The 19544-nt window shown below is 45.3% G+C and carries 18 protein-coding genes; 16 read left to right on the plus strand and 2 right to left on the minus strand.

From position 1 onward, the window contains the following. Positions 1–67: 67 nt before the first annotated feature. From AB4Z50_RS05535 to AB4Z50_RS05570, 8 genes are all read left to right on the plus strand, one after another. Complete coding sequence (locus AB4Z50_RS05535) at positions 68–460, plus strand: hypothetical protein (protein WP_441876661.1); 393 nt, start codon at positions 68–70, stop codon at positions 458–460. Positions 461–939: 479 nt separating this feature from the next. Continuing rightward, on the plus strand, positions 940–1371 hold the full coding sequence (locus tag AB4Z50_RS05540; protein ID WP_076267530.1) for a GAF domain-containing protein: 432 nt from the start codon (positions 940–942) through the stop codon (positions 1369–1371). Positions 1372–1490: 119 nt separating this feature from the next. Then, the gene (locus AB4Z50_RS05545; RefSeq protein WP_076267531.1) at positions 1491–2147 is read left to right on the plus strand and encodes a response regulator transcription factor; all 657 of its coding nucleotides are present in this window, start codon (positions 1491–1493) and stop codon (positions 2145–2147) included. A 25-nt stretch (positions 2148–2172) separates the two neighbouring features. Further along, positions 2173–3279 carry a PAS domain-containing sensor histidine kinase gene (locus AB4Z50_RS05550; protein ID WP_441876885.1) on the plus strand — a complete coding sequence of 369 codons (1107 nt, stop codon included), beginning with the start codon at positions 2173–2175 and terminating at the stop codon, positions 3277–3279. Positions 3280–3289: 10 nt separating this feature from the next. Further along, entirely contained in the window at positions 3290–4030 is a 741-nt protein-coding gene (locus tag AB4Z50_RS05555; RefSeq protein ID WP_441876665.1) for a response regulator transcription factor, read from the plus strand. Next, the gene (locus tag AB4Z50_RS05560; protein WP_441876668.1) at positions 4027–5124 is read left to right on the plus strand and encodes a sensor histidine kinase; all 1098 of its coding nucleotides are present in this window, start codon (positions 4027–4029) and stop codon (positions 5122–5124) included. The genes AB4Z50_RS05555 and AB4Z50_RS05560 overlap by 4 nt, the downstream gene beginning before the upstream one ends. Positions 5125–5248: 124 nt before the next feature. Further along, positions 5249–6025: an ABC transporter ATP-binding protein gene (locus tag AB4Z50_RS05565; protein WP_441876671.1), complete on the plus strand. Its 777-nt coding sequence runs from the start codon at positions 5249–5251 to the stop codon at positions 6023–6025. Beyond that, positions 6000–7943, plus strand: coding sequence for an FtsX-like permease family protein (locus tag AB4Z50_RS05570; protein ID WP_441876675.1), 1944 nt, complete (start codon positions 6000–6002; stop codon positions 7941–7943). Before AB4Z50_RS05565 ends, AB4Z50_RS05570 begins: the two co-directional genes overlap by 26 nt. Positions 7944–8013: 70 nt before the next feature. Here the strand turns inward: AB4Z50_RS05570 and AB4Z50_RS05575 are convergent, their stop codons facing one another. Further along, the gene (locus AB4Z50_RS05575) at positions 8014–8415 is read right to left on the minus strand and encodes a collagen-like protein (RefSeq protein WP_441876678.1); all 402 of its coding nucleotides are present in this window, start codon (positions 8413–8415) and stop codon (positions 8014–8016) included. A gap of 100 nt (positions 8416–8515) precedes the next feature. Continuing rightward, positions 8516–9280: a VCBS repeat-containing protein gene (locus tag AB4Z50_RS05580; RefSeq protein WP_430060019.1), complete on the minus strand. Its 765-nt coding sequence runs from the start codon at positions 9278–9280 to the stop codon at positions 8516–8518. Between the two features lie 210 nt (positions 9281–9490). Here AB4Z50_RS05580 and AB4Z50_RS05585 point away from each other — a divergent pair, with 210 nt between their 5' ends. From AB4Z50_RS05585 to AB4Z50_RS05620, 8 genes are all read left to right on the plus strand, one after another. Further along, positions 9491–10078 (plus strand): NAD(P)H-dependent oxidoreductase, encoded by a 588-nt coding sequence (locus AB4Z50_RS05585; RefSeq protein WP_441876682.1) that lies wholly within the window; start codon positions 9491–9493, stop codon positions 10076–10078. A gap of 128 nt (positions 10079–10206) precedes the next feature. Continuing rightward, on the plus strand, positions 10207–11988 hold the full coding sequence (locus tag AB4Z50_RS05590; RefSeq protein WP_441876685.1) for a sensor histidine kinase: 1782 nt from the start codon (positions 10207–10209) through the stop codon (positions 11986–11988). Then, a complete protein-coding gene (locus tag AB4Z50_RS05595; RefSeq protein ID WP_441876688.1) occupies positions 11981–13612 on the plus strand; it encodes a response regulator transcription factor in 1632 nt (543 codons plus the stop codon). The genes AB4Z50_RS05590 and AB4Z50_RS05595 overlap by 8 nt, the downstream gene beginning before the upstream one ends. Positions 13613–13737: 125 nt before the next feature. Next, positions 13738–15087 (plus strand): ABC transporter substrate-binding protein, encoded by a 1350-nt coding sequence (locus tag AB4Z50_RS05600; RefSeq protein WP_441876691.1) that lies wholly within the window; start codon positions 13738–13740, stop codon positions 15085–15087. A 126-nt stretch (positions 15088–15213) separates the two neighbouring features. Beyond that, complete coding sequence (locus AB4Z50_RS05605) at positions 15214–16104, plus strand: carbohydrate ABC transporter permease (protein WP_339204444.1); 891 nt, start codon at positions 15214–15216, stop codon at positions 16102–16104. Positions 16105–16123: 19 nt separating this feature from the next. After that, positions 16124–16930 carry a carbohydrate ABC transporter permease gene (locus AB4Z50_RS05610; RefSeq protein ID WP_339204443.1) on the plus strand — a complete coding sequence of 269 codons (807 nt, stop codon included), beginning with the start codon at positions 16124–16126 and terminating at the stop codon, positions 16928–16930. 39 nt (positions 16931–16969) lie between these two features. Next, positions 16970–19051 carry a glycoside hydrolase family 43 protein gene (locus AB4Z50_RS05615; protein ID WP_441876695.1) on the plus strand — a complete coding sequence of 694 codons (2082 nt, stop codon included), beginning with the start codon at positions 16970–16972 and terminating at the stop codon, positions 19049–19051. A 187-nt stretch (positions 19052–19238) separates the two neighbouring features. After that, positions 19239–19523, plus strand: coding sequence for a DUF7667 family protein (locus tag AB4Z50_RS05620; RefSeq protein WP_441876698.1), 285 nt, complete (start codon positions 19239–19241; stop codon positions 19521–19523). Positions 19524–19544 lie beyond the last annotated feature (21 nt).

Below are 19544 nucleotides of genomic sequence, written 5' to 3' on the forward strand. Positions count from 1 at the left end.
GGAAGTTTTTTTTGTTGTCGGTTTGGCTTTAAGTCTATAAATCGATCATCTTGGGGGATAACAGCGCATGAAATTTATTCGTGATTATAGACAGTTTATTGAGGTAGGTTGTACATCATGCAATAGAAAGCATACAGTTCAAACAGACAACTATACGATTTCCTCAGAAGGCTATGCGTTTCATTCACCGATCCAATGTGCTTGCGGCCACATGGCGAGTACGGCAATAAAGGACAAGAGAACATGGACAACTATGAAAACCGAAAAAAATGACATGATGAAAAGAAATAAAGCGACGACGATTAAGCTAATGTTAGTCATTGGTTTTACGATCGTATTTTTTGCAGGCGAAATGTTCTATTTGCTGAACAAAAATGAAGCGGAGCAGAAGAGCGCTCAACACGATGCAGAGAAAGAGTCATCCAGCCTTATTGTTGTTCAAACGCAGGAGAACTTCTAATCATTATGGGATGAATGCAGGCATCAAAAAAATTTTCAAAACAGGTATAAGGAAGCAAAATGATGTGCATATTAGATTTGACGGTGTGAAGAGAGGTGTGGTTCCGTTGGACCTTTTGGTGCTAGGGCTACAGGAGGAACTTATTTAATCACTAAGCTTTTATGAAAGCGAGGGGTTGTGTCGCAGAGCATCTCTGAACACACACGCTAAGCGCAATCCATTAAAACGGAATGTGTACAAGCGGTGCCCAAGTAATCTTAACAATGTGAAGTGTTAGATGTGAAGACTCGTACGATCAAACACCGTCGAAGAAGGAGCCTGTAAAAGGGCTCCTTTTTTCTATGCCGAAATCTCGGTGCATACTAAGGCAATGGTGGTTTGGATGGCATTAATTCAGGGAATTCCCTGACATACAAAGCATTTGCTTAGCTTTATAATAAGGTTAGAGAATGCTTGTATTTCCTGAAGGAGGAATGAGGATGAAGACGATAGAAGCGGAAATCGCTGCATACATCGAGCGATTGAAGAGGGAGACAGGCAGCGATTTCGCTATACTCGGCTTGATCGATACGGGCAAACGTAAGCTGCGCTGGTCCAAGGCGTCAGGCAGCATAAGTGAGCGCACACCGCTTGTTGAGCAGAAGTCGTCTGCGGGTTTGTCCGGTACTGCGATACGCTCCGGCAGAACCGCAAGCACAAGCTCGGCAATGACTGATACGGTGCGGTTCAAGTTAGGAGAGCCGATTCTGCTGACAGAGCAGCTGCGCATTGCTGCAAGCGTACCCATTCAAACGCCTAAAGGCATCTGCGGCGTTCTGCTTATCGGTAGACGCTCGGAGAAGACCTATGTCGCCGAAGAGCTGGAGAAGGCTTCACATATTACAGTAGAGCTCTCATCAATGCTCGTTTGATGATGGCTTTTTTTGACTGTAAATACAATTCACTGCCTAATGTAAGCTATACTAGTATAGATAATAAAAATGATAGACTCATATCGACAGAGGTATCATTCCAGTGAGGGGAGAACAAGATGATTAAGCTGCTTATTTGTGATGATCATGCCATGGTCAGATCGGGTCTAGCAATGCTGCTGCACGGCAAGCATGATATCGAGGTAGTAGGGGAAGCCTCGGAAGGGGACGAAGCCATTCAGATGGCACAGCAATTAGTGCCGGATGTTGTATTGATGGATCTTAGTATGCCGCATGGCAAAGACGGGATGACAGCAACGACGGAGCTGAAGAAGCTGCTGCCTGAGACGGCGGTTCTTATTTTGACGATGCATGACGATGACGAATATTTGTTCCGTGCGATTCATATCGGAGCTTCAGGCTATATTTTGAAAAATGCGCCTCATGATGAGCTCATATCAGCGATCCAGTCGGTTGCGCAAGGAAATGCATATCTTTATCCTACGGCTACCAAGCGGTTGATGAGCGAATATCTCGTCAAGCTGAAGCAAGGCGGGGAGGACAACAGCCCTTACAACACGTTATCTGAGCGTGAAAAGGAGATTTTGGGCTGGATCGCCAAAGGGTATTCAAATAAGGAAATCGCGGAAAGTTTAATTATTAGCGTAAAGACAGTCGAGACTCACAAAAGCCATGTGATGGATAAGCTCGGTCTTAGAACAAGGCCGGAGCTCATTAAGTTTGCGCTAGAGAAGGGGCTGCTGCATTTTGATTAAGCATGGCGGAAACAACTTTCGGCGAATGATTGGGTCAGACGTCGATTATCTTCTATCCGTTCTGGAGGATGAGATTGACGATAAGTCGATGCTTACGCAAGTTAATCAATCGCTTAAGCAGCTTGCAGATGTGAAGTTTGCGCTGGATGAATCGTCAATCGTTGCGGTAACGGATCATAAAGGCCGCATTGAATATGTAAACGATAAGTTTTGTGAAATTTCTAAGTACAGCCGTGAAGAGTTAATAGGCAAGGATCATCGGATTATTAACTCTGGATTTCATGGGCGCGATTTCTTCCGCAAGCTGTGGGAGGTTATTTCAAGCGGCGAAGTATGGCGAGGCGAAATTAAAAATCGTGCCAAGGACGGCAGCTACTACTGGGTCAACACGACGATTGTTCCCTTCGTTGATGAAGCGGGCAACCCTTATCAATATTTAGCTATTCGCAGTGAAGTGACGCAGCGGAAGCGGGCTGAGCAAGAGCTGAAGGAAATGATGGTTAAGGTGATTGAAATCCAAGAGGAAGAGCGAAAACGAATTTCGAGAGAGCTGCATGACGGGATTGGTCAAAGTCTCTTTTCGCTGCTTATTCGGCTTGACCGCATCATCGGCGATCACGATGACATTCCTGAGCTGGGCGCGCTTCGCAGCGATGTATCTGGCGTGATGGAGGATATTCGTGGTTTGGCTTGGGAGCTGAGGCCATCGGTTCTCGATGATTTAGGTGTCGTTCCGGCAATAAGAACTTATGTGGACAATTATTCACAGCATTTTGGCATTCGATTGACGCTCACATGCAATTTAAAGAGCAGGCTGGGCATTATGAAGGAAACAGCTATTTATCGTGTCATTCAAGAAGCATTAACGAATATCGCGAAGTATGCCGATGTAGGCGAGGCTGAAGTGGTGGTTGAGGAGCTGGAGGAAGAGGTTGTCGTCAGCGTAACAGATCAAGGGCTCGGTTTCAGTCCTGATCGCATCGGCCACGGTGTAGGCTTGTTCAGCATGGAGGAGAGAGCTCGCAGCATCGGCGGTTATTTGGATATTGTTTCGGAGCCTGGCAAAGGAGCAAAGGTGAAGCTTATTGTTCCTAAAGATAAGAATTCGGAAGGAAAAGGTGTAAACCTATAGGAGGAATTTCATGTATCGAGTTTTCATCATAGAGGACGACGATAAGATTGCTTCAATTCTCAAAAAAAATATGGATAAATACGGATTTGAGGCAGCCATTGTTACACAGTTTCGAGAAATTATGCCGGAGCTGGAGGCTTTTGATCCGCATGTCATTTTGCTCGATATTAATTTGCCTTACTATGATGGTTATTATTGGTGCAGACAAATTCGAACACGTTCAAGCCTCCCTATTATTTTTATTTCTGCCCGTGCTGGCGAGATGGATCAAGTTATGGCTATAGAGAACGGCGGCGATGACTATATTACAAAGCCTATTCATTTGGATTTATTAATGGCAAAGGTGAAGAGTGTGCTAAGGCGAGCTTACGGGGAATATGCGGCATCCGGGTCTGCAGCAACAGAAACGGGCGTTGCCTCGCAAGCAGGGGAGCTGTCAGCTGGCGACCTCTGTCTTTACTTGAACCGTAATGAGCTTGAATGGAGAGACTGCCGCATTGAGCTGACAAAAAACGAGCAGCTGCTGGCTGAATGCTTGATGAAGCGGCATGGCATGGTTGTTTCGCGCGAGCAGCTGCTTGAGGCGCTTTGGGATGATGTGCAATTCGTCGATGATAATACGCTTACGGTCAATGTGACCAGACTTAGGAAAAAGCTGGAGGAGCTTGGGCTTCCTAAAGCGATCGAAACGGTGCGGGGACAGGGCTATAAGCTCGTTATAGAAAATGCAGTAGGAGAAACGTCACGATGAGAGGCTTATCGCTGGCGTTATTTTTACGTGATCGTCTGTTATTTATTTTTATGGTTTGTTTAATTATTTTACTCGCAGTCAGCCTACTTCTCCTTGAGCGTGAGCGCTACCCAGGGTTAGTCGAGCTGGGTACGATTTATTATTTTATCGTCATTGCTTTATTTTTGCTTGGGACTTGGCTGGTCGTCGATTATTTGCGGCAGCGCACGTACTTTAAGCAAATGTTGGAGGCGATTGCACGGTCTGAAGAACTGCAAGCTTCAACAATCGTACAAGCTACAGTGACACAGGAGCAGAAGCTTGTCGCTAAAATGCTGGAGGAGCAGAGCAGGGCTTATTTGAACGAGCTTGGCAAATATCGAAGGCAGCAGGAAATACATAATCATTTTGTGCTGCAATGGGTGCATCATATGAAGACGCCGGTATCTGTCATCGATTTGCTCGCTCAGGAGGTTTTGCAGCAGAACTCGTCCTCGCAGCAGGAACAGCAGCAGCTGGCGCTAAGTATGCAGGAGGAAACTGATCGAATGACGCGGGGGCTTGAGATGATGCTGTATACAGCTCGTCTAGATAAGTTTGAAATCGACCTGCATGTCAAGCAGGTAGCGCTTCATGAACTTGTGCGCTCGGTCATCAACGCCCATAAGAAGCTTTGCATCCGTTACTCCATTTTCCCTCGTGTCGAGGGGGAAGCATCCGTGGAAACCGATGAGAAATGGATGACCTTTGTGCTTAATCAGTTCATTAGCAACGCAATCAAATATAGTAAAAGCAAAGAAGGCGGCAAAAAACTGCTCTTTCAATTGGAAGCGTTCAATGACGGAGGAGGCAGGCTGCAGGTGATCGATGAAGGCATTGGTATTGCGCCGCATGATCTTCCTCGCATCTTTGATCCTTTCTTCACAGGTGAGAATGGACGAACGGCGGGCGAGTCAACTGGAATGGGGCTTTATTTGGCTAAGCAGGTATGCAATCGGTTAGGTCATGAGATGACCGTTTCCTCGGTACTCGGAGAAAGTACGACGGTCAGTGTCGCATTCAAACCGCGCGGCATTCATATTATGGGCAGCCGAGGTAACGGAAGCTCAGGTTAGGTGACAAATTTGTAAGGTTGGCAGGGTGTGAATGAAAGGGAAATCGATGGGTTTAACCTCTTCCCCTCGTCTATACTAACGGTAATGAAGCACATTACAGATAGATCTGGGGAGGAACAAAGCAATGAGCGTACTAAAAGCAGAAGGGCTTGGCAAAATATACAGCAGTAAAGGCAATGTCGCTTACAAAGCGCTTGAGGATATAGAGCTTCAAGTGGAAGCGGGAGAATTCGTAGGGGTAATGGGGCCCTCTGGCAGCGGAAAAACAACTCTGCTGAATTTATTGTCCACGATCGATCGACCAACCTCTGGTCAAATTGAAATCAACGGCATAAATCCGAGCAAGCTAACGGACAAGAAGCTTGCCTTATTTCGCCGCCGCGAGCTCGGTTTCGTCTTTCAGGATTTTAACTTGCTAGATACATTATCAATCAAGGAAAACATCATTTTGCCGCTCGTAATGGAGGGCATGGCACCGAAGCAAATTGAACAAAAGCTGGATTCGCTCGCTGAATTGCTGCAAATCAAACAAATCTTGAATAAGCGGACGTATGAGGTGTCTGGCGGCCAGAAGCAGCGCGCAGCAATCGCCCGTGCTATTATTCATCAGCCTTCGCTCGTGCTTGCAGATGAGTTGACGGGCAATCTCGATTCCAAATCAGCGAAGGATGTTATGGATTCCCTGAAGGACATGAATGAGCGTTTTAAGGCGACCGTATTGATGGTAACGCATGATCCATTCTCTGCGAGCTACTGCCAGCGCATCGTATTCATCAAGGACGGCAAGTTTTTCTCGGAAATTCGCCGCGGCTCGAACAGGCAAGCGTTTTTCCAACAAATACTAGATGCGCTCAGCGTGCTGGGAGGTAATTTCGATGACGTTCCGTTCGCTCGCGCTTAGTAACATTCGGGGCAACTGGCGGTCGTACAGCGCATTTTTCCTGAGCAGCGTCTTTTCCGTTATGATCTTTTATATTTATGCAGCGTTTCTATACCATCCAGAAGTAACGAGCGGCCACATTATGGCAGCATCAAAAATTCGTACAGGCATGGTGTTTTGTGAATATATTATCGTCATATTCTCGTTTTTGTTTGTGCTCTATTCTAATTCAGCATTTCTCAAAACGAGGCAGCAGGAATTTGGTTTGTTCTCCTTATTCGGTATGACAAAAGTTCAGCTTCGAAAGCTTGTTATTTATGAAAATGCAGCCATCGCTGCGCTGGCCATCGCTGTAGGCATCGGTCTTGGCATGCTGTTCAGCAAGCTGTTTTTTATGGCTCTAACGGTGCTTCTTAATTTGCAGGAAGCGATATCTTTTGCGGCTCCACTCAAAGCCATTGGCTTAACGGCAGGCGGTTTTTTTGTTCTGTTCATGCTGATCTCCATTTGGACAGCACTTCGCATTGGACGAACTGAAATTATTGATTTGCTGAAAGCGGCTCGCAAGCCAAAAGGACAGCTCGTATTCTCGCCTTGGCTGGTTGCTGTGTCTGTCGTTTGCTTATCGGCTGCCTATGGCATGGCTCTGGTTATGAACGACGGAAATTTCATGCTTCTAGCCTTGCCAATACTAATTACTGTCGTTATCGGGACGTACTTTCTCTTTACTCAGCTGAGCATTTTGCTGCTCCGCTATATTCAAAAAAGATCATCGATATATTATAAACGGACCAATATGATCGTGTTTGCACAGCTCGGCTATAAGATAAAGGATAATGCGCGTATTTTATTTATTGTATCTATTCTTAGCGCGATCGTTATGACTGCCCTTGGGACGGTATATGTGATGAACATCGGTGCCAAAAAAAATATGATAGAATACTCTCCTTTCTCACTAGCCTATAGTGAAAAAGGCTTGAATACACATGAGGTTATTGACCCAGCTAAGCTTAGACAAGTAGTCAAAGAGGACGGCTACAAAATTGTGCGTGAAGCAAAGGCAGCTGGCGTACTGTTGAATCGCTTTTCGGTTAAATGGGGAGATGAAAAGGCCCGTGATTTTGATTATGATGCTTTGGTAATTTCAGCTACAGACTATAACAAGCTTGCAGCATTGACGGGTCAGCCGAGCATTCAGCCTGAGAATGGCAAGCTAACGCTTATAAAGTCCTTTTTATCAAAAGAAAGAGAACAAGCAGGTACTGTAAAAGGCAGCATTAATGGCAAGGAAGCGGCATTCGACATTAGCGGCTCGGTAGAAGCTCATGTTATGAATTATCTCGAAAGCAACTATTTTACTTTCGTTATGGACGATTTTTCTTACATGAAGCTGCTATCGAGTGTGCCAGAAGATGAGCTTTATGTGATGTATGGCTATGAATTAAGCAATTGGGAGAAAACAGCAGCTACGGTTGAGAAACTTAGTAAGCTTGTGCCAGAACAATTTCAATCCCAAACCGATTTTAGCCGTGTAAAAACGCTGCAAGAAATGAATCAAACGGTTTCTTTGACTTTATTCATCGGTATGTTCATTAGTTTGCTATTCTTCATTGCATCGGGAAGCATGATTTATTTCAAGCTATTCACCGAGCTGCAAGAAGACCAAGCCCAGTTTAAAGCTTTAGTCCGCATCGGCATGACGAAGGGCGAGATTCGCAAAATTGTTGTAACGCAGGTCGGCATCGTCTTCTTTGTTCCCGTCATTGTTGGCATTTGTCACGCCTTGTTCGCGATGAAAGCACTCGACAACATTATGGAATCATCTAACTGGATTTACTCCTTCGTCGTTATCGGCATTTATATCGTGATGCAGACGTTGTACTTCATAACCGCATGCAGCAGCTACATGAAGAGCATGCTTCGCGGGGCAAACGCTTAATAAAATTAAAAAAACGGCTTTTTCCTCAGAATATGAGGAGAAGTCGTTTTTTTTATGTTCATATGAACATTTAGAAGCAAGTGAAAGAGCTGATTCTCCGTAAATCTATACCGGTGTAACCCCATGATCTTCCGAACCAACGGAAACCGGAGACAGATGTACGTCCAACAAATACAGGGAAAAACCAGAAACCATGACCATTCTCCATCCATACGTAAGTGTTGCGGAACAAACAGCCGGAAATAGCTCCTGGATCAATTGCAAATGACGAAACAGCTGGCTGCGGCGGCGTGAATTGTGGAGGCGGAGCGGTCGGACCCGACATACCTGGTTGACCTTGTTGTCCTGGTCCCATAGGTCCTTGTGGACCTTGTGGACCTTGTGGACCTTGCGGACCTTGCGGTCCAAATGGTCCGAAAGGCCCCATCGGTCCCATTGGCCCCTGAGGGCCTATTGGAGGCATAAATGCCATGCAAAATCACTCCTTATCAATTGGGCTAATGCATGTTATGCAGAAATACCTAGCAACGATTGGGCGAACGATCATTGTCAGCGATTCAATCTGAAAAAAGTTAAAAATGTGATTGGAGCGGAGTACCGATTATAGCGACGTTTAATCTAGAGGAATCAAACCTGTTTCCATTCCATGTCAGCAGATTCTCTACATAACCGAGCGTATCAGCGTTTGTTGGTCCAATGATGCGCTGAAGAGCCTGCAGATCAAAGGATGCACGGTTTTCGGCTGTAATAATTGGGTTTAATGCTGCGATAGCCAGCACTTCACCTTGCAGAGGCTGCTTCAGCGTTCCGTTTTCGTTGTAATAAGTGGCTAAATAAGCGGCCCCTTTGCTGCTTATATCAATTATAAACAGCAAATCAAGCTGAGCACTTGATACCGATACTTTGTACATATCTTCATACTGGACGCGAAACTTGTATTGTTGATTGTAGCTGTCTGAATCAAACAGCTTGTGAAGCGCATGGTGAGCGAAGGAGTAAATGTAGAAAATGCCGTAACCGCCGCTTCCTCCGGAATCGATACTGATCAAAATGTCTGGTATTTGATTTTTATCAAAGTCGCCAAGCAGCAGGACAGCGTTATAACCGGCATTATTTTGTAAAGGAACGACTGTTCGCTGCTGTGAATACCCATCTTGAATGACTAGCGTAATATGATCTGCGAATATACCGGATGGTCCATCCGGTTTATGACCAATTAAATAAATCTGATCAGGTATACCGTCACCTGTTACATCTCCTTGTTTCATGTCGAGCAAATATTCGTCTGTTGCTAACCGATCTGGCTGGTACCTATGTGTATGGAAAGACGAGTGCATAACTTTTCCTCCAAGCTTAAAATACATGGTTTCTGTCTATACCTATGCCAATCCCTTGCGATTGGACTGTGCGAATGCCTAGAAGCGGGCAAACAAACCAAAGCAAGCTTTCGTTTGAAAAGAGAGCATTCAGGCATTACATATTGCAAGATGATTAGGCAACACTAATGCGGACTGATGTCTATATACTTACGGAGGTGCAGCCTTTTTATGAAGCACTTAATCGTCTATTGTCATCCTAATCCAGACAGCTTTAATAACGCCATTGTGGATGCTTTTATTGAATCATTAAAGGAGCAAGGCCATGAGGTCGTCGTCCGAGATTTATACGCGATGCGATTTGACCCTGTGCTCAAAGCCAGCGATTTTGAGGCGCTGCGAGAAGGCAACACACCTTTGGATATTAAAACGGAGCAAGAGCATGTGAAATGGGCGGATGCTTTTACGATGGTATATCCTATTTGGTGGACGGGGCTGCCCGCACTTATTAAAGGATACATTGATCGAGTATTCTCGTATGGTTTCGCTTATGCGTATGGTGAGGATGGAACGATCAGCAAGCTGCTTGCGGGCAAGAAGGGGCTTATTATTAATACACATGGAACGCCTTCGGAGATTTACAGCCGGACTGGCATGTACGATGGGCTGAAAAAAACTTCGGATACGGGTATTTATGAATTTTGCGGCATCAAGTCAGTTGGCCATATATTTTTTGGCAGCGTGCCGCAAATTGATGATGCAGCCCGAAAGAAGATGCTCGAAGAAGTGCGGGGCAAGGCAGTCAGCTTGTTCGAATAGAAAGCCAAGAAAAGCTGGTCGCAACGATGCGATCAGCTTTTCCTTTTTTTAAAGCATGCTTGTCCTGTCCGAGGTTGAGGAGTATCATATAGTCCAAAAGCCTAAATGTATAGAATTGGAGATTTGGAATGAGAATCGGCATTCGCACCAAGATATTCACAAGCTTCTCTGTAGTAATCATTGTTTCGCTGACGATAGTTAGCGTGTTGTGGTACAACAAATATTATGATAGCCAGCGCGATTCGGCTGAGAGCTTTATGTCCCGTACCATTTTGGATGCAAATAAAAGCTTCGAGCTTACTCTCAAGGACATCGATTATATTAGTACGATTATTTCTCTCAACCGGCCTAACGTGATTGATGTGCTTTTGCCTGATCCTTCTGAAAGTTTAATTAATCGACTCGAGAAGGATCGTAAGCTTGATAACTTCATTTCTAGTTTATATGGCTACAAATATTACATATCGAGCATACAAGTAGCGAGTTTGGGAGGCCGCAGCTACTCGCAGGGGGCCATGGTTCCAACCAATGAATTTATGGAGTCGAGCTGGTTCGAGCAGCTGCTCGAGCAAAGAGGGAACAAAATATTTATTACGACGCATTCCAATAAAAAACTTAATTATGTGTCTTCCTATGTGAACCAAAACGTCGTTTCTATTGCGAGGGCAATCATGGACGGCTCGGAGGCGGCAGGTTACGTCATGGTTGATTTCAGTTATGAGGTTGTTGAGCGTATTTTCAATACCCCTCTGCCTAATAAAAGTCAGCTGTTTCTGATTGATGAAAAAGGGAATTTTGTCTACTCGCCGCGCAACAAGGATATTAATCAGCCGATTTCAGATACAGCTTATGCAGATGTGCTCCCTGAGCTGAAGGGCAGCTCGGGCAAGCTAAGCATGAACATAAACGGAGAGAAGCATCTTGTTATTTATCATACTTCCGATTTTACAAATTGGACGACAGTGGGGCTAATTCCGCAGGGTGAGCTGCTCGCAGAGAGCAGAAAAGCAGCCAATACGATTATGATTATTCCTATGGTGACCCTCATTGTTGCCCTTTTTGTTGCTACGATTTTGTCCAATCAAATTACGATTAATATCGGCCGTTTAAGGCAGGCCATGAAGAAGGTCAGCGAGGGCAATTTATCACATCCTATTGCCATATCATCAGGAGATGAGGTGGAGGAGCTGAGCCACGGCTTTAACGCGATGGTTACCAACTTGCGGCTGCTGCTTGATGATGTGAAGCAAACGGAGGAGCAGAAACGGATTCTTGAGTTTAAAGCGCTTCAGGCGCAGATCAATCCTCATTTTTTATTCAATACACTAAATCAAATCAAATGGCTGGCAGATGTACAGAAAGCCGACAATATTAAGCAGCTAGTTACCTCTCTCGTTACACTCCTGCATAGCAGCATGGGCAAAGGCGGAGAGTATGTTACCGTTCAAGAGGAACAGCAATATTTGGAGCATTATTTGAATATTCAGCAGTTTCGTTATTACGATAAGTTTGTCGCTGTATTCGATATTGAGGAAGAGATTTTGCAGGTGCGTATGTTGAAGTTTTTGCTGCAGCCTATCGTTGAGAATGCCCTCATTCATGGCTTAGAGCCGCTTAAGGGAAGAGGACAGCTCACGGTTAAAGGATATGAGGATGATGGACATATCGTAATACAGGTGTCTGACAATGGTGTAGGCATCGAGCAAGAGCGATTGGAAACTATTTTTAATAAAGTCACTGAAAAAAATCGGTCTAGATTTAGCGGTATTGGGCTTGTAAATGTACAGCAGAGAATGAAGCTCCATTATGGAATAGGCTATGGCCTGCAAATCGAGAGCGTGCCCGGTTTATTCACGACGGTAACTGTGCGTATTCCGATTGAAGTGAAGGGAGACAACAAGCATGATTAATGTTTTGCTGGTCGATGACGATCTGCCTATGTTGAGCAAGCTGAAGAACATCATGAACTGGGAAGCGGGCAGCTTTAATATATGCGGAGAAGCCAGCGGCGGCTATGCAGCGATCAAGCTTCTGGATGAACGCAAGCCTGAAATCGTCATTACGGACATGAGTATGCCGGGAATGGATGGTTTAGAGCTGATCAGTTATATGGAGGAGCATTATCCGCATATTCAAGTGATAGCGATCAGCAGCTACAGCGATGTTCATTATGTGAAGAACAGTATGAAAAAGGGCGCTGTCGACTATATTTTGAAGCATGAGCTGGATGCAGAAACACTGGCTGCTGCCCTTGCAAGCGCACGGGAGCGGTTTGCAATAGAGCAGGAGGAGCAGGCGAAGACGCTGGATTTGCAGCGGCAAATTCAGCAGAATCAAACGACGCTGATCAGGGGGTTCATTCGAAGTCTTGTTCAGTACACATACAATAGCGAAGAAGAGCTTCTCGTGCAGATGGACAAGCTTGATTTAACTCTGAACCTGCGGATGCTCACCGTCGTCGTTGCGGAGTGGGATAGCCGCGGCATGCTTCATGATAAATATAACGCCAAAGAGCTTGACTATATTATGGGCACTTTTATGGATATTACCGACAATATCCTTGGAGATACAGGAAACGCTTATATGACGCCGATCGAAAATGGGAAGTTTGCCATTTTATTTTCATTTGATACGAACAGCAAATTTATTTGGCACACGATTATATCGGAAGCGCTCTCCCGAATCAGATTGAGCGCCAAACGGCAGCTTAACCAGATGTTAAGCTTCAGCGTAAGTGAAATGTGCAGCAAGGTGAATGTGCTGCATGAATACTTCAATGAGGCGGATAAAGCGCTGCAGGAGAGGTTTTATGAAGGCGGCGATGTCGTCATCTGGCCGGGGATACAGCGAAAGGCAGGGGCTGACTCTGGAACAAGCTTCTCCGTTGATGTGAAGCTGGAGCGAACATTGCTGTCGCTTCTCGCAGCATCCAATGAAAAGGATCTGGTCATCAAAATCGAAGAGCTGTTTACTAGAATGAATGAAGCACGTGCACCGCATAAAACGGCTCAAATGGTTGCGGTAGAACTCATTCATCTTGTTAATCGCAAGGCGAAGGAAGCTGGCATTGCAGATCAGGATTTGTTCGAGGGCGACCAGAATCCTTATCTGGCGATTGGTAAATTTGATACGCTCTCCGATCTGAAGGAATGGATTGTTGGGGTGTATAAGAAGCTTGTCGAGGCGCTTAGTCCGTATGTGCATGACAATCTTTATTCTGAAAATACCCGCCGCACGATGGAGTGGGTTCGGAAAAAATTCTCAGAGCCAATCACTTTGCAGGAGGCCGCAGATGTCATTGGAGTCAATTCCTCTTATTTGAGCCGGATGTTCAAGGAGGAATGCGGTCAAGGCTTCGCTGATTATGTCAACCATGTGCGAGTGGAACAAGCTAAGCTGTTGATCAGGTCAGGCGATGTTGATTTAAAGGATGTTGTGAAGCAGGTTGGTTTTAACAATTACAATTATTTCTTTACGGTATTCAAAAAAATTACTGGAAACACGCCAATCGAATATGAAAAACAACAAAAATAAGATTATTTGAGTGAAAAGTAAAAAAGATAGAGTAAATGTAAAAATAATGGAGTCCACGTGTGGGCTCTTCTTTTCTATGATGAAGAGGCAAGATGACAAACATACATCTAAGGGGAGATGGAACAATGAAAAAATTATCTTTTAGATTTGCGCTTGTATTGGCATTATCCATTTGTTTAACATTGACGGCTGCTGCTTGCGGCAGCAAAAACACAGACACAAATAACGGCAAGAATAGTGGATCAACTTCTACGGAACAGCAAACGGTTACTTTCTGGTCTTGGGTTCCTACGGATGTACAAGCGGAGAAAGCGATTGCGGCATTTGAAGCAGCTAACCCGAACATTAAAGTAGATTACTGGCGCGGCGAGCAAACAGACTTTCAGAAGAAGCTTCAAGTAGCGATGGCTGCCAACGAAGGTCCGGATCTTCTTGGTATGCAAGTTGGAGGCATGCTGAACCAATATGCTAACACGCTAGAGCCTATCGAAGCGCTTGCGGATACGAACTGGGGTACTGGCTGGCAGGACAAGTTCGTTAAAGCTTCTATCGATCAAGTAAGAGCAAAAGACGGCACAATGGTTGCACTGCCGCTTAACTTGACTGGCCAAGAATTTGTTCTTTATAACAAAACGATTTTTGATAAATTGGGCATTACAAAAGTGCCGGCAACGTATGAAGAGTGGTTGTCTGTAAATGCGACTATTCGTGAGAAAGGCAACGGCATCGTGCCTGTAGCTTTCGGAGCGAAGGACATTTGGCATGACGTTGATATGTTCGTAGCGCTTAGCAATCAATTCGCGCCAGGCAAAATCTATGAAGCAGAGCAAGGCAAAGTAGCTTGGACCGATCAAGCTTTCGTCGACACAATGACAGCATGGAGCAAGCTATTCACTGATAAAGTAATGCAAGACGGAGCTTTGGGCTTGTCTACTTACCCAGATGCTCGTGACCAATACTTCTATTCTGGTAAAGCTGCGATGTTCTTGACTGGTTCTTGGCATGCAGGCTTCAGCCTACCAGGCGGAGAGAAAGACGGAACAGCGATTGAAAACGATGAAACGGGCATTTTCTTGCTTCCGCAAATCGGACCAAACGAATCCAAAGCGGTTGCCAGCGTAGATACAGCACTTTCAATCAACAAAAACTCCAAAAACAAGGAAGCGGCTTGGAAGCTGCTTGAGTTTATGACACAAGGCGAAGGCCAACAAATTATGGCTGATTTCATTCAAGGATCACCAGCTAAGATTGGCATTGAAATTAAATCGCTTGATCAATTTAAATTCGAATCCGAGCGTGAAGCGATCAAAACAGTAAACGATGCAATCGAAAATGCAGTAGGCAAACGCTTGCTTGATTACCCTGAGCTTACGAATGCGATTGGTGTAGCGATGCAGGATGTTGCAGCAGGTAAAAGCATTGAAACCTCGCTTAAAGATATTCAGAAGGTTTCCGATGGTATTGACCGCAAGTAAATTCGAATTTTTAGCAAGCAATAAGATTTAGAGCAGATAAAGAGCATGGATATGCGTGTTGGTATTCATGCTCTTTCTTATACTCAAAATCGGATATTTGATAGGTAAATGAAGGGGTGATACACCATGAACGGCAATCGTTCTGTTCTTTCCGGATGGAGAGCTTATTTATATATTTTACCAATTCTTATCGTATCGGGTTTATTTTTGTACTATTGCATAGGATTTACGGTTTATACGAGCTTTCATTCTTGGAACGGCATTGACTCGGAGATGAAATATATCGGCTTTGATAACTATATCAAGCTGTTTGACGATAAGTCTTACCATATCGCACTGCGAAATAATCTCGTGTTCTTTATTTTTACAGTGGGCATTCAAGCGGCGCTTGGGTTAATGCTGGCGATACTGCTTCGCGCGAAGCTGCGGGGCCATTCCATCTTCAGATCGGTCTATTTCATACCGACCATTATGGCACCGATCATTATTGCTGCTATATTCCGTATCATTATGGATACAAACTTCGGCAGTCTAAATGAAGGATTGCGCGCTTTGGGGCTAGATTTTCTAGCTGTATCCTGGCTTGGCGATCCCAAATATGCGCTCATGTCGATCATTATCGTCAATATTTTTGAATGGATGGGCTTTAGTATGACGCTTTATTATTCAGCGCTTCTAGCCATTCCAGATGAAATCTATGAATCAGCAAAAATTGACGGCTCTGGCTTCTGGAGGACGCTGTTCAAAATTACGGTTCCGCTCGTTGGCGGCACAACGTCTACACTCGTCATTCTTGGTATTGTCGGCTCGCTCAAAACATTCGACATCGTATCGCTGCTTACTGGCGGCGGACCGGGGCGCTCGACAGAGTTTCTGACTACGTATGTGTATAAGAAGGCGATTGAGGAGTTTAATGGCGGGATGTCCGCTGCTGCAGGGGTGACCATTCTCATCATCGCTCTCATACTTGCCGTGCTGCAAATTCAGTATACGAACCGTCAACAACGTGATTTATAACCGTAAGGGGTGAGCTCAAATGTTTATTAATTTACGCAAATTAGATAAATGGATCATTCAAGCCGTGTTAGCCATAGTTGCGGTCGTTTGGTTGTATCCGCTTGTACAATCCGTCATTAAATCGCTCGGCATCAATGGGTTTGGCAATTATCTTGCCGTTATCAATCACCCAAAGGTCAATTATTTCTTAGTCGTTTTCAATAGCTTTTTTATCGCGGTATGCACAACTCTCGCAGTAGGTTTGCTAGCTACACTGGCTGCTTATGCATTCTCAAAAATGCAATTCAAGATGAAAAACGTCCTGTTTTATTCGCTGGTTGCCTGCTTGGCTATTCCTGCGACAGCGGTCATGTCACCGCTCTTTTTTACAGCAAAAACACTTGGCATTATGAATAGCTATTCTGGCGTCATTTTGCCATTGGTCGCATTCAACGCACCGTTCATGCTTCTTATTCTCAAAAACTATTTCGATTCCATTCCGAATGCGATTCTGGAAGCGGGCATGATTGATGGCTGCACATCCTTCCGAATGTACAGAACGATCATGATCCCGCTTGGCATACCTGCTATTATTAATATTGCAGTGCTTACATTTATCTACTCATGGAATGACTATATCATTCCGCTGCTCCTTATTCGTGATGAAGAGATGTATACCGTTACGCTGGCTACGCAATTTTTTACGGGTACAACAAATCAGACGCCAGAAATGGTCGCACAGCTTTATGCAGCGCTTATTTTGATGACTATTCCTTCCATTATTGTTTATATGTTCGGTCAGAATGCAATGAAATCAGGCTTAACGGCAGGCGCAGTAAAAAGCTAATTAATGAGCTAGTAGATAAGCTGGAGGAGGACTATTATTATGGCTAAAAATATACCATCTATCGGACTGCCGCATCATGGCGGCGCATCGTATTTGAATCCGCTGAAGATCGAAGCGGGCGCAGGGCAGCAGGAGCCGCTGACGCTCGTGCATCCCGATCCTTACCTTTTGAAATTTAACGGTCGTTATTATACCTATGCAACCGCGAAAGCTGGCGTAGTTGTGCTGCGATCCAGTGATCTTGTAAGCTGGGAGCACTTAGGCTATGGATTTCAGCTGGAAGGGCATAAGGAATATTGGGCGCCAGCCGCTGTATATGAGAATGGCCGCTTTTACTTATACGTATCATCAATGCTCATAACGGAAGATGATGTGCATGAAGAGCGATTAATGGTTGCCGTTTCAGATACACCGGAAGGCCCATTCGAATACGTGCGAACGTTTTATGACACGTTTTCATTGGATGCGCATGTCGTGAAGGACGAGCAAGGCGATTATTATATGTTTTACTCCAATAATGAATATTCAGGCGTAGATCGTGATCGTGCGGGCACAGTCATCCTGGTCGATAAAATGCTTGATATGGTTACGCCAGCCGGTGAGCCGCAAATTGTCGTATTGCCTACTATTGATGAGGAAATCTATGAAGAAAATCGGTTTGGCGACGGCCGTGACTGGCATACGATCGAGGGTGCTTTTTATTTGAAGCGCGGCACGAAGCACTATATGATGTACAGCGGAAATGCATATGTACGCCCGAATTATTTTTTAGGTTATTCGGTGGCAGACGGCAGCAAAGGCCAGCCGCTTCATGAGCTGGAATGGAACAAGTATCCTTCCGATGATCAATATGAGCCGCTTCTTCGCAAAAATGATGGTGTCGAGGGCGTAGGCCACAATTCCGTGGTGAGAGCTCCAAACAACGTAGATTCATGGGTGTTTTACCACGGCCGGAATGCTGACGATGTTCTTGACATGGACCGTGAGCAGCGGACGATGCGAGCAGATCCTCTGCTTTGGAGCGGTGATCGGCTCTATATTGCCGGCCCGACTTATACGCCGCAGACAGCGCCGGCGCAGCCAACATTCCGTGATTTATTTGACGGTAGTGAAGAAGGTCTAGGCGAGTTGTGGCAAGCAGCTGCGGGCAGCTGGACAAGAGCAAATGGCGAAGCGCTTCAGACAAGCCGTGCTGTTATCGCCGGGGCAGTCACGAAGTCTGCATACAGCCACTATGTTCTTGAAGCAAGCGTGAAATGGTCGAAGGATCATACCGGCGGTTTATATGGCATTTATGCCGCATATCAGGACGAAAGCAATTACGTGTCGGTCTTATTGGATGTCGGACGTAGAGTACTACGTGCTCATGCCGTCTATAAAGGCATTCAGCATGAAGCAATCGAGTATGCTTTGCCAGAGAGCTTTAACTTCGCCGTATACCATTTGCTTCGTGTGGAGAAAACGGGAGACAACTATCGTATTCAGCTTGATGAGGTTACGGTAATAGATAAACAATTCCCGATTGCAAGCGGCAGCGTAGGTTTACAAACGCGTTATACTGCTGCTTCCTTCGCAGGTTTTGAGGTTACACGCCATTTGGCGTTAACGGATGCGAGCAGCACCGCATTTGCTGAGCAGCTTGAGCGGACAAGCGGCGATGGCATCTGCCGTGTCAGCGGCGGCGAGCTTCACTGCCGCAGCAAGCAAGGGCTGCGTACAGCTTGGTTATTGGACAAACTAGGTGATGCTGCCTCAGGTGAGGCTTACTGTTTTGATACCGATATTCTCGTGAAGCGTGGTTCCGAATATGGCGTCTATGCCGCTTATACGGATGAGCGCAACTCGGTAGAAGCCGTGTTGAATCGTACAGCCGGTTCCGTAACCGTATCGTCATGTATTGATGGAGAGGCATCTGTTTTGTCCAGCGTTACTTTAGATGCGGCAGACTTCGATTGGACGGTCTGGCATACGCTTTCGAGTACGGTCGTTAACGGCTGCTTGACCATTCGACTGGACGATCAAGTCGTATTTGCAGGTGCTGTATCCAGCCTTGCAGGCTTGCCTGGTCTGGTGGGCGCAGGTGAAGCTTCATTCCGTGAAACACGGTATACGATGCTTTAATAAGTGAATGTTGTCATGATAGATTAATGAAATAATGGGTCTGTTTCTCTAGGTCGCGAGTGACCTTTAGGGACGGGCTCTTCTTTTTTTTATAGCAAATCTACTAATTTTTTGTGAGTTTTAATAGCAAGGAGATTATTTTGGCTACGACTGGGAAAGAATAGAGGTGAAGGTCATTAATAGAACGATGGGAATGATCGATATGATGAATGTTCATTGGCGCCTTGCTGAGCTGTGGCTGCTGCAGGAGAAACGGAGCTTAACGGAGCAAGAAAGCTCAGAGCTAAACGCCTGCATGAAATTGAATGCCAAGTACGCACAAAGACTTGCCGAACAATATAATTTTGGCTATATGGCGAGCATGACAGGTGACGAGGTTTGGCTTCAGGAAATCGCAGTCGAAATTGACAAGCTGGAGAGAACTAATGAATGCAAGCGTCCTTTGTTTTTTGAAGGCAAAACGGAGAAGTAAGCAAGAAACGGCTTATTAATG

The sequence above is a fragment of the Paenibacillus sp. 2TAB26 genome (genome assembly GCF_052115145.1).
Lineage (GTDB): Bacteria > Bacillota > Bacilli > Paenibacillales > Paenibacillaceae > Pristimantibacillus.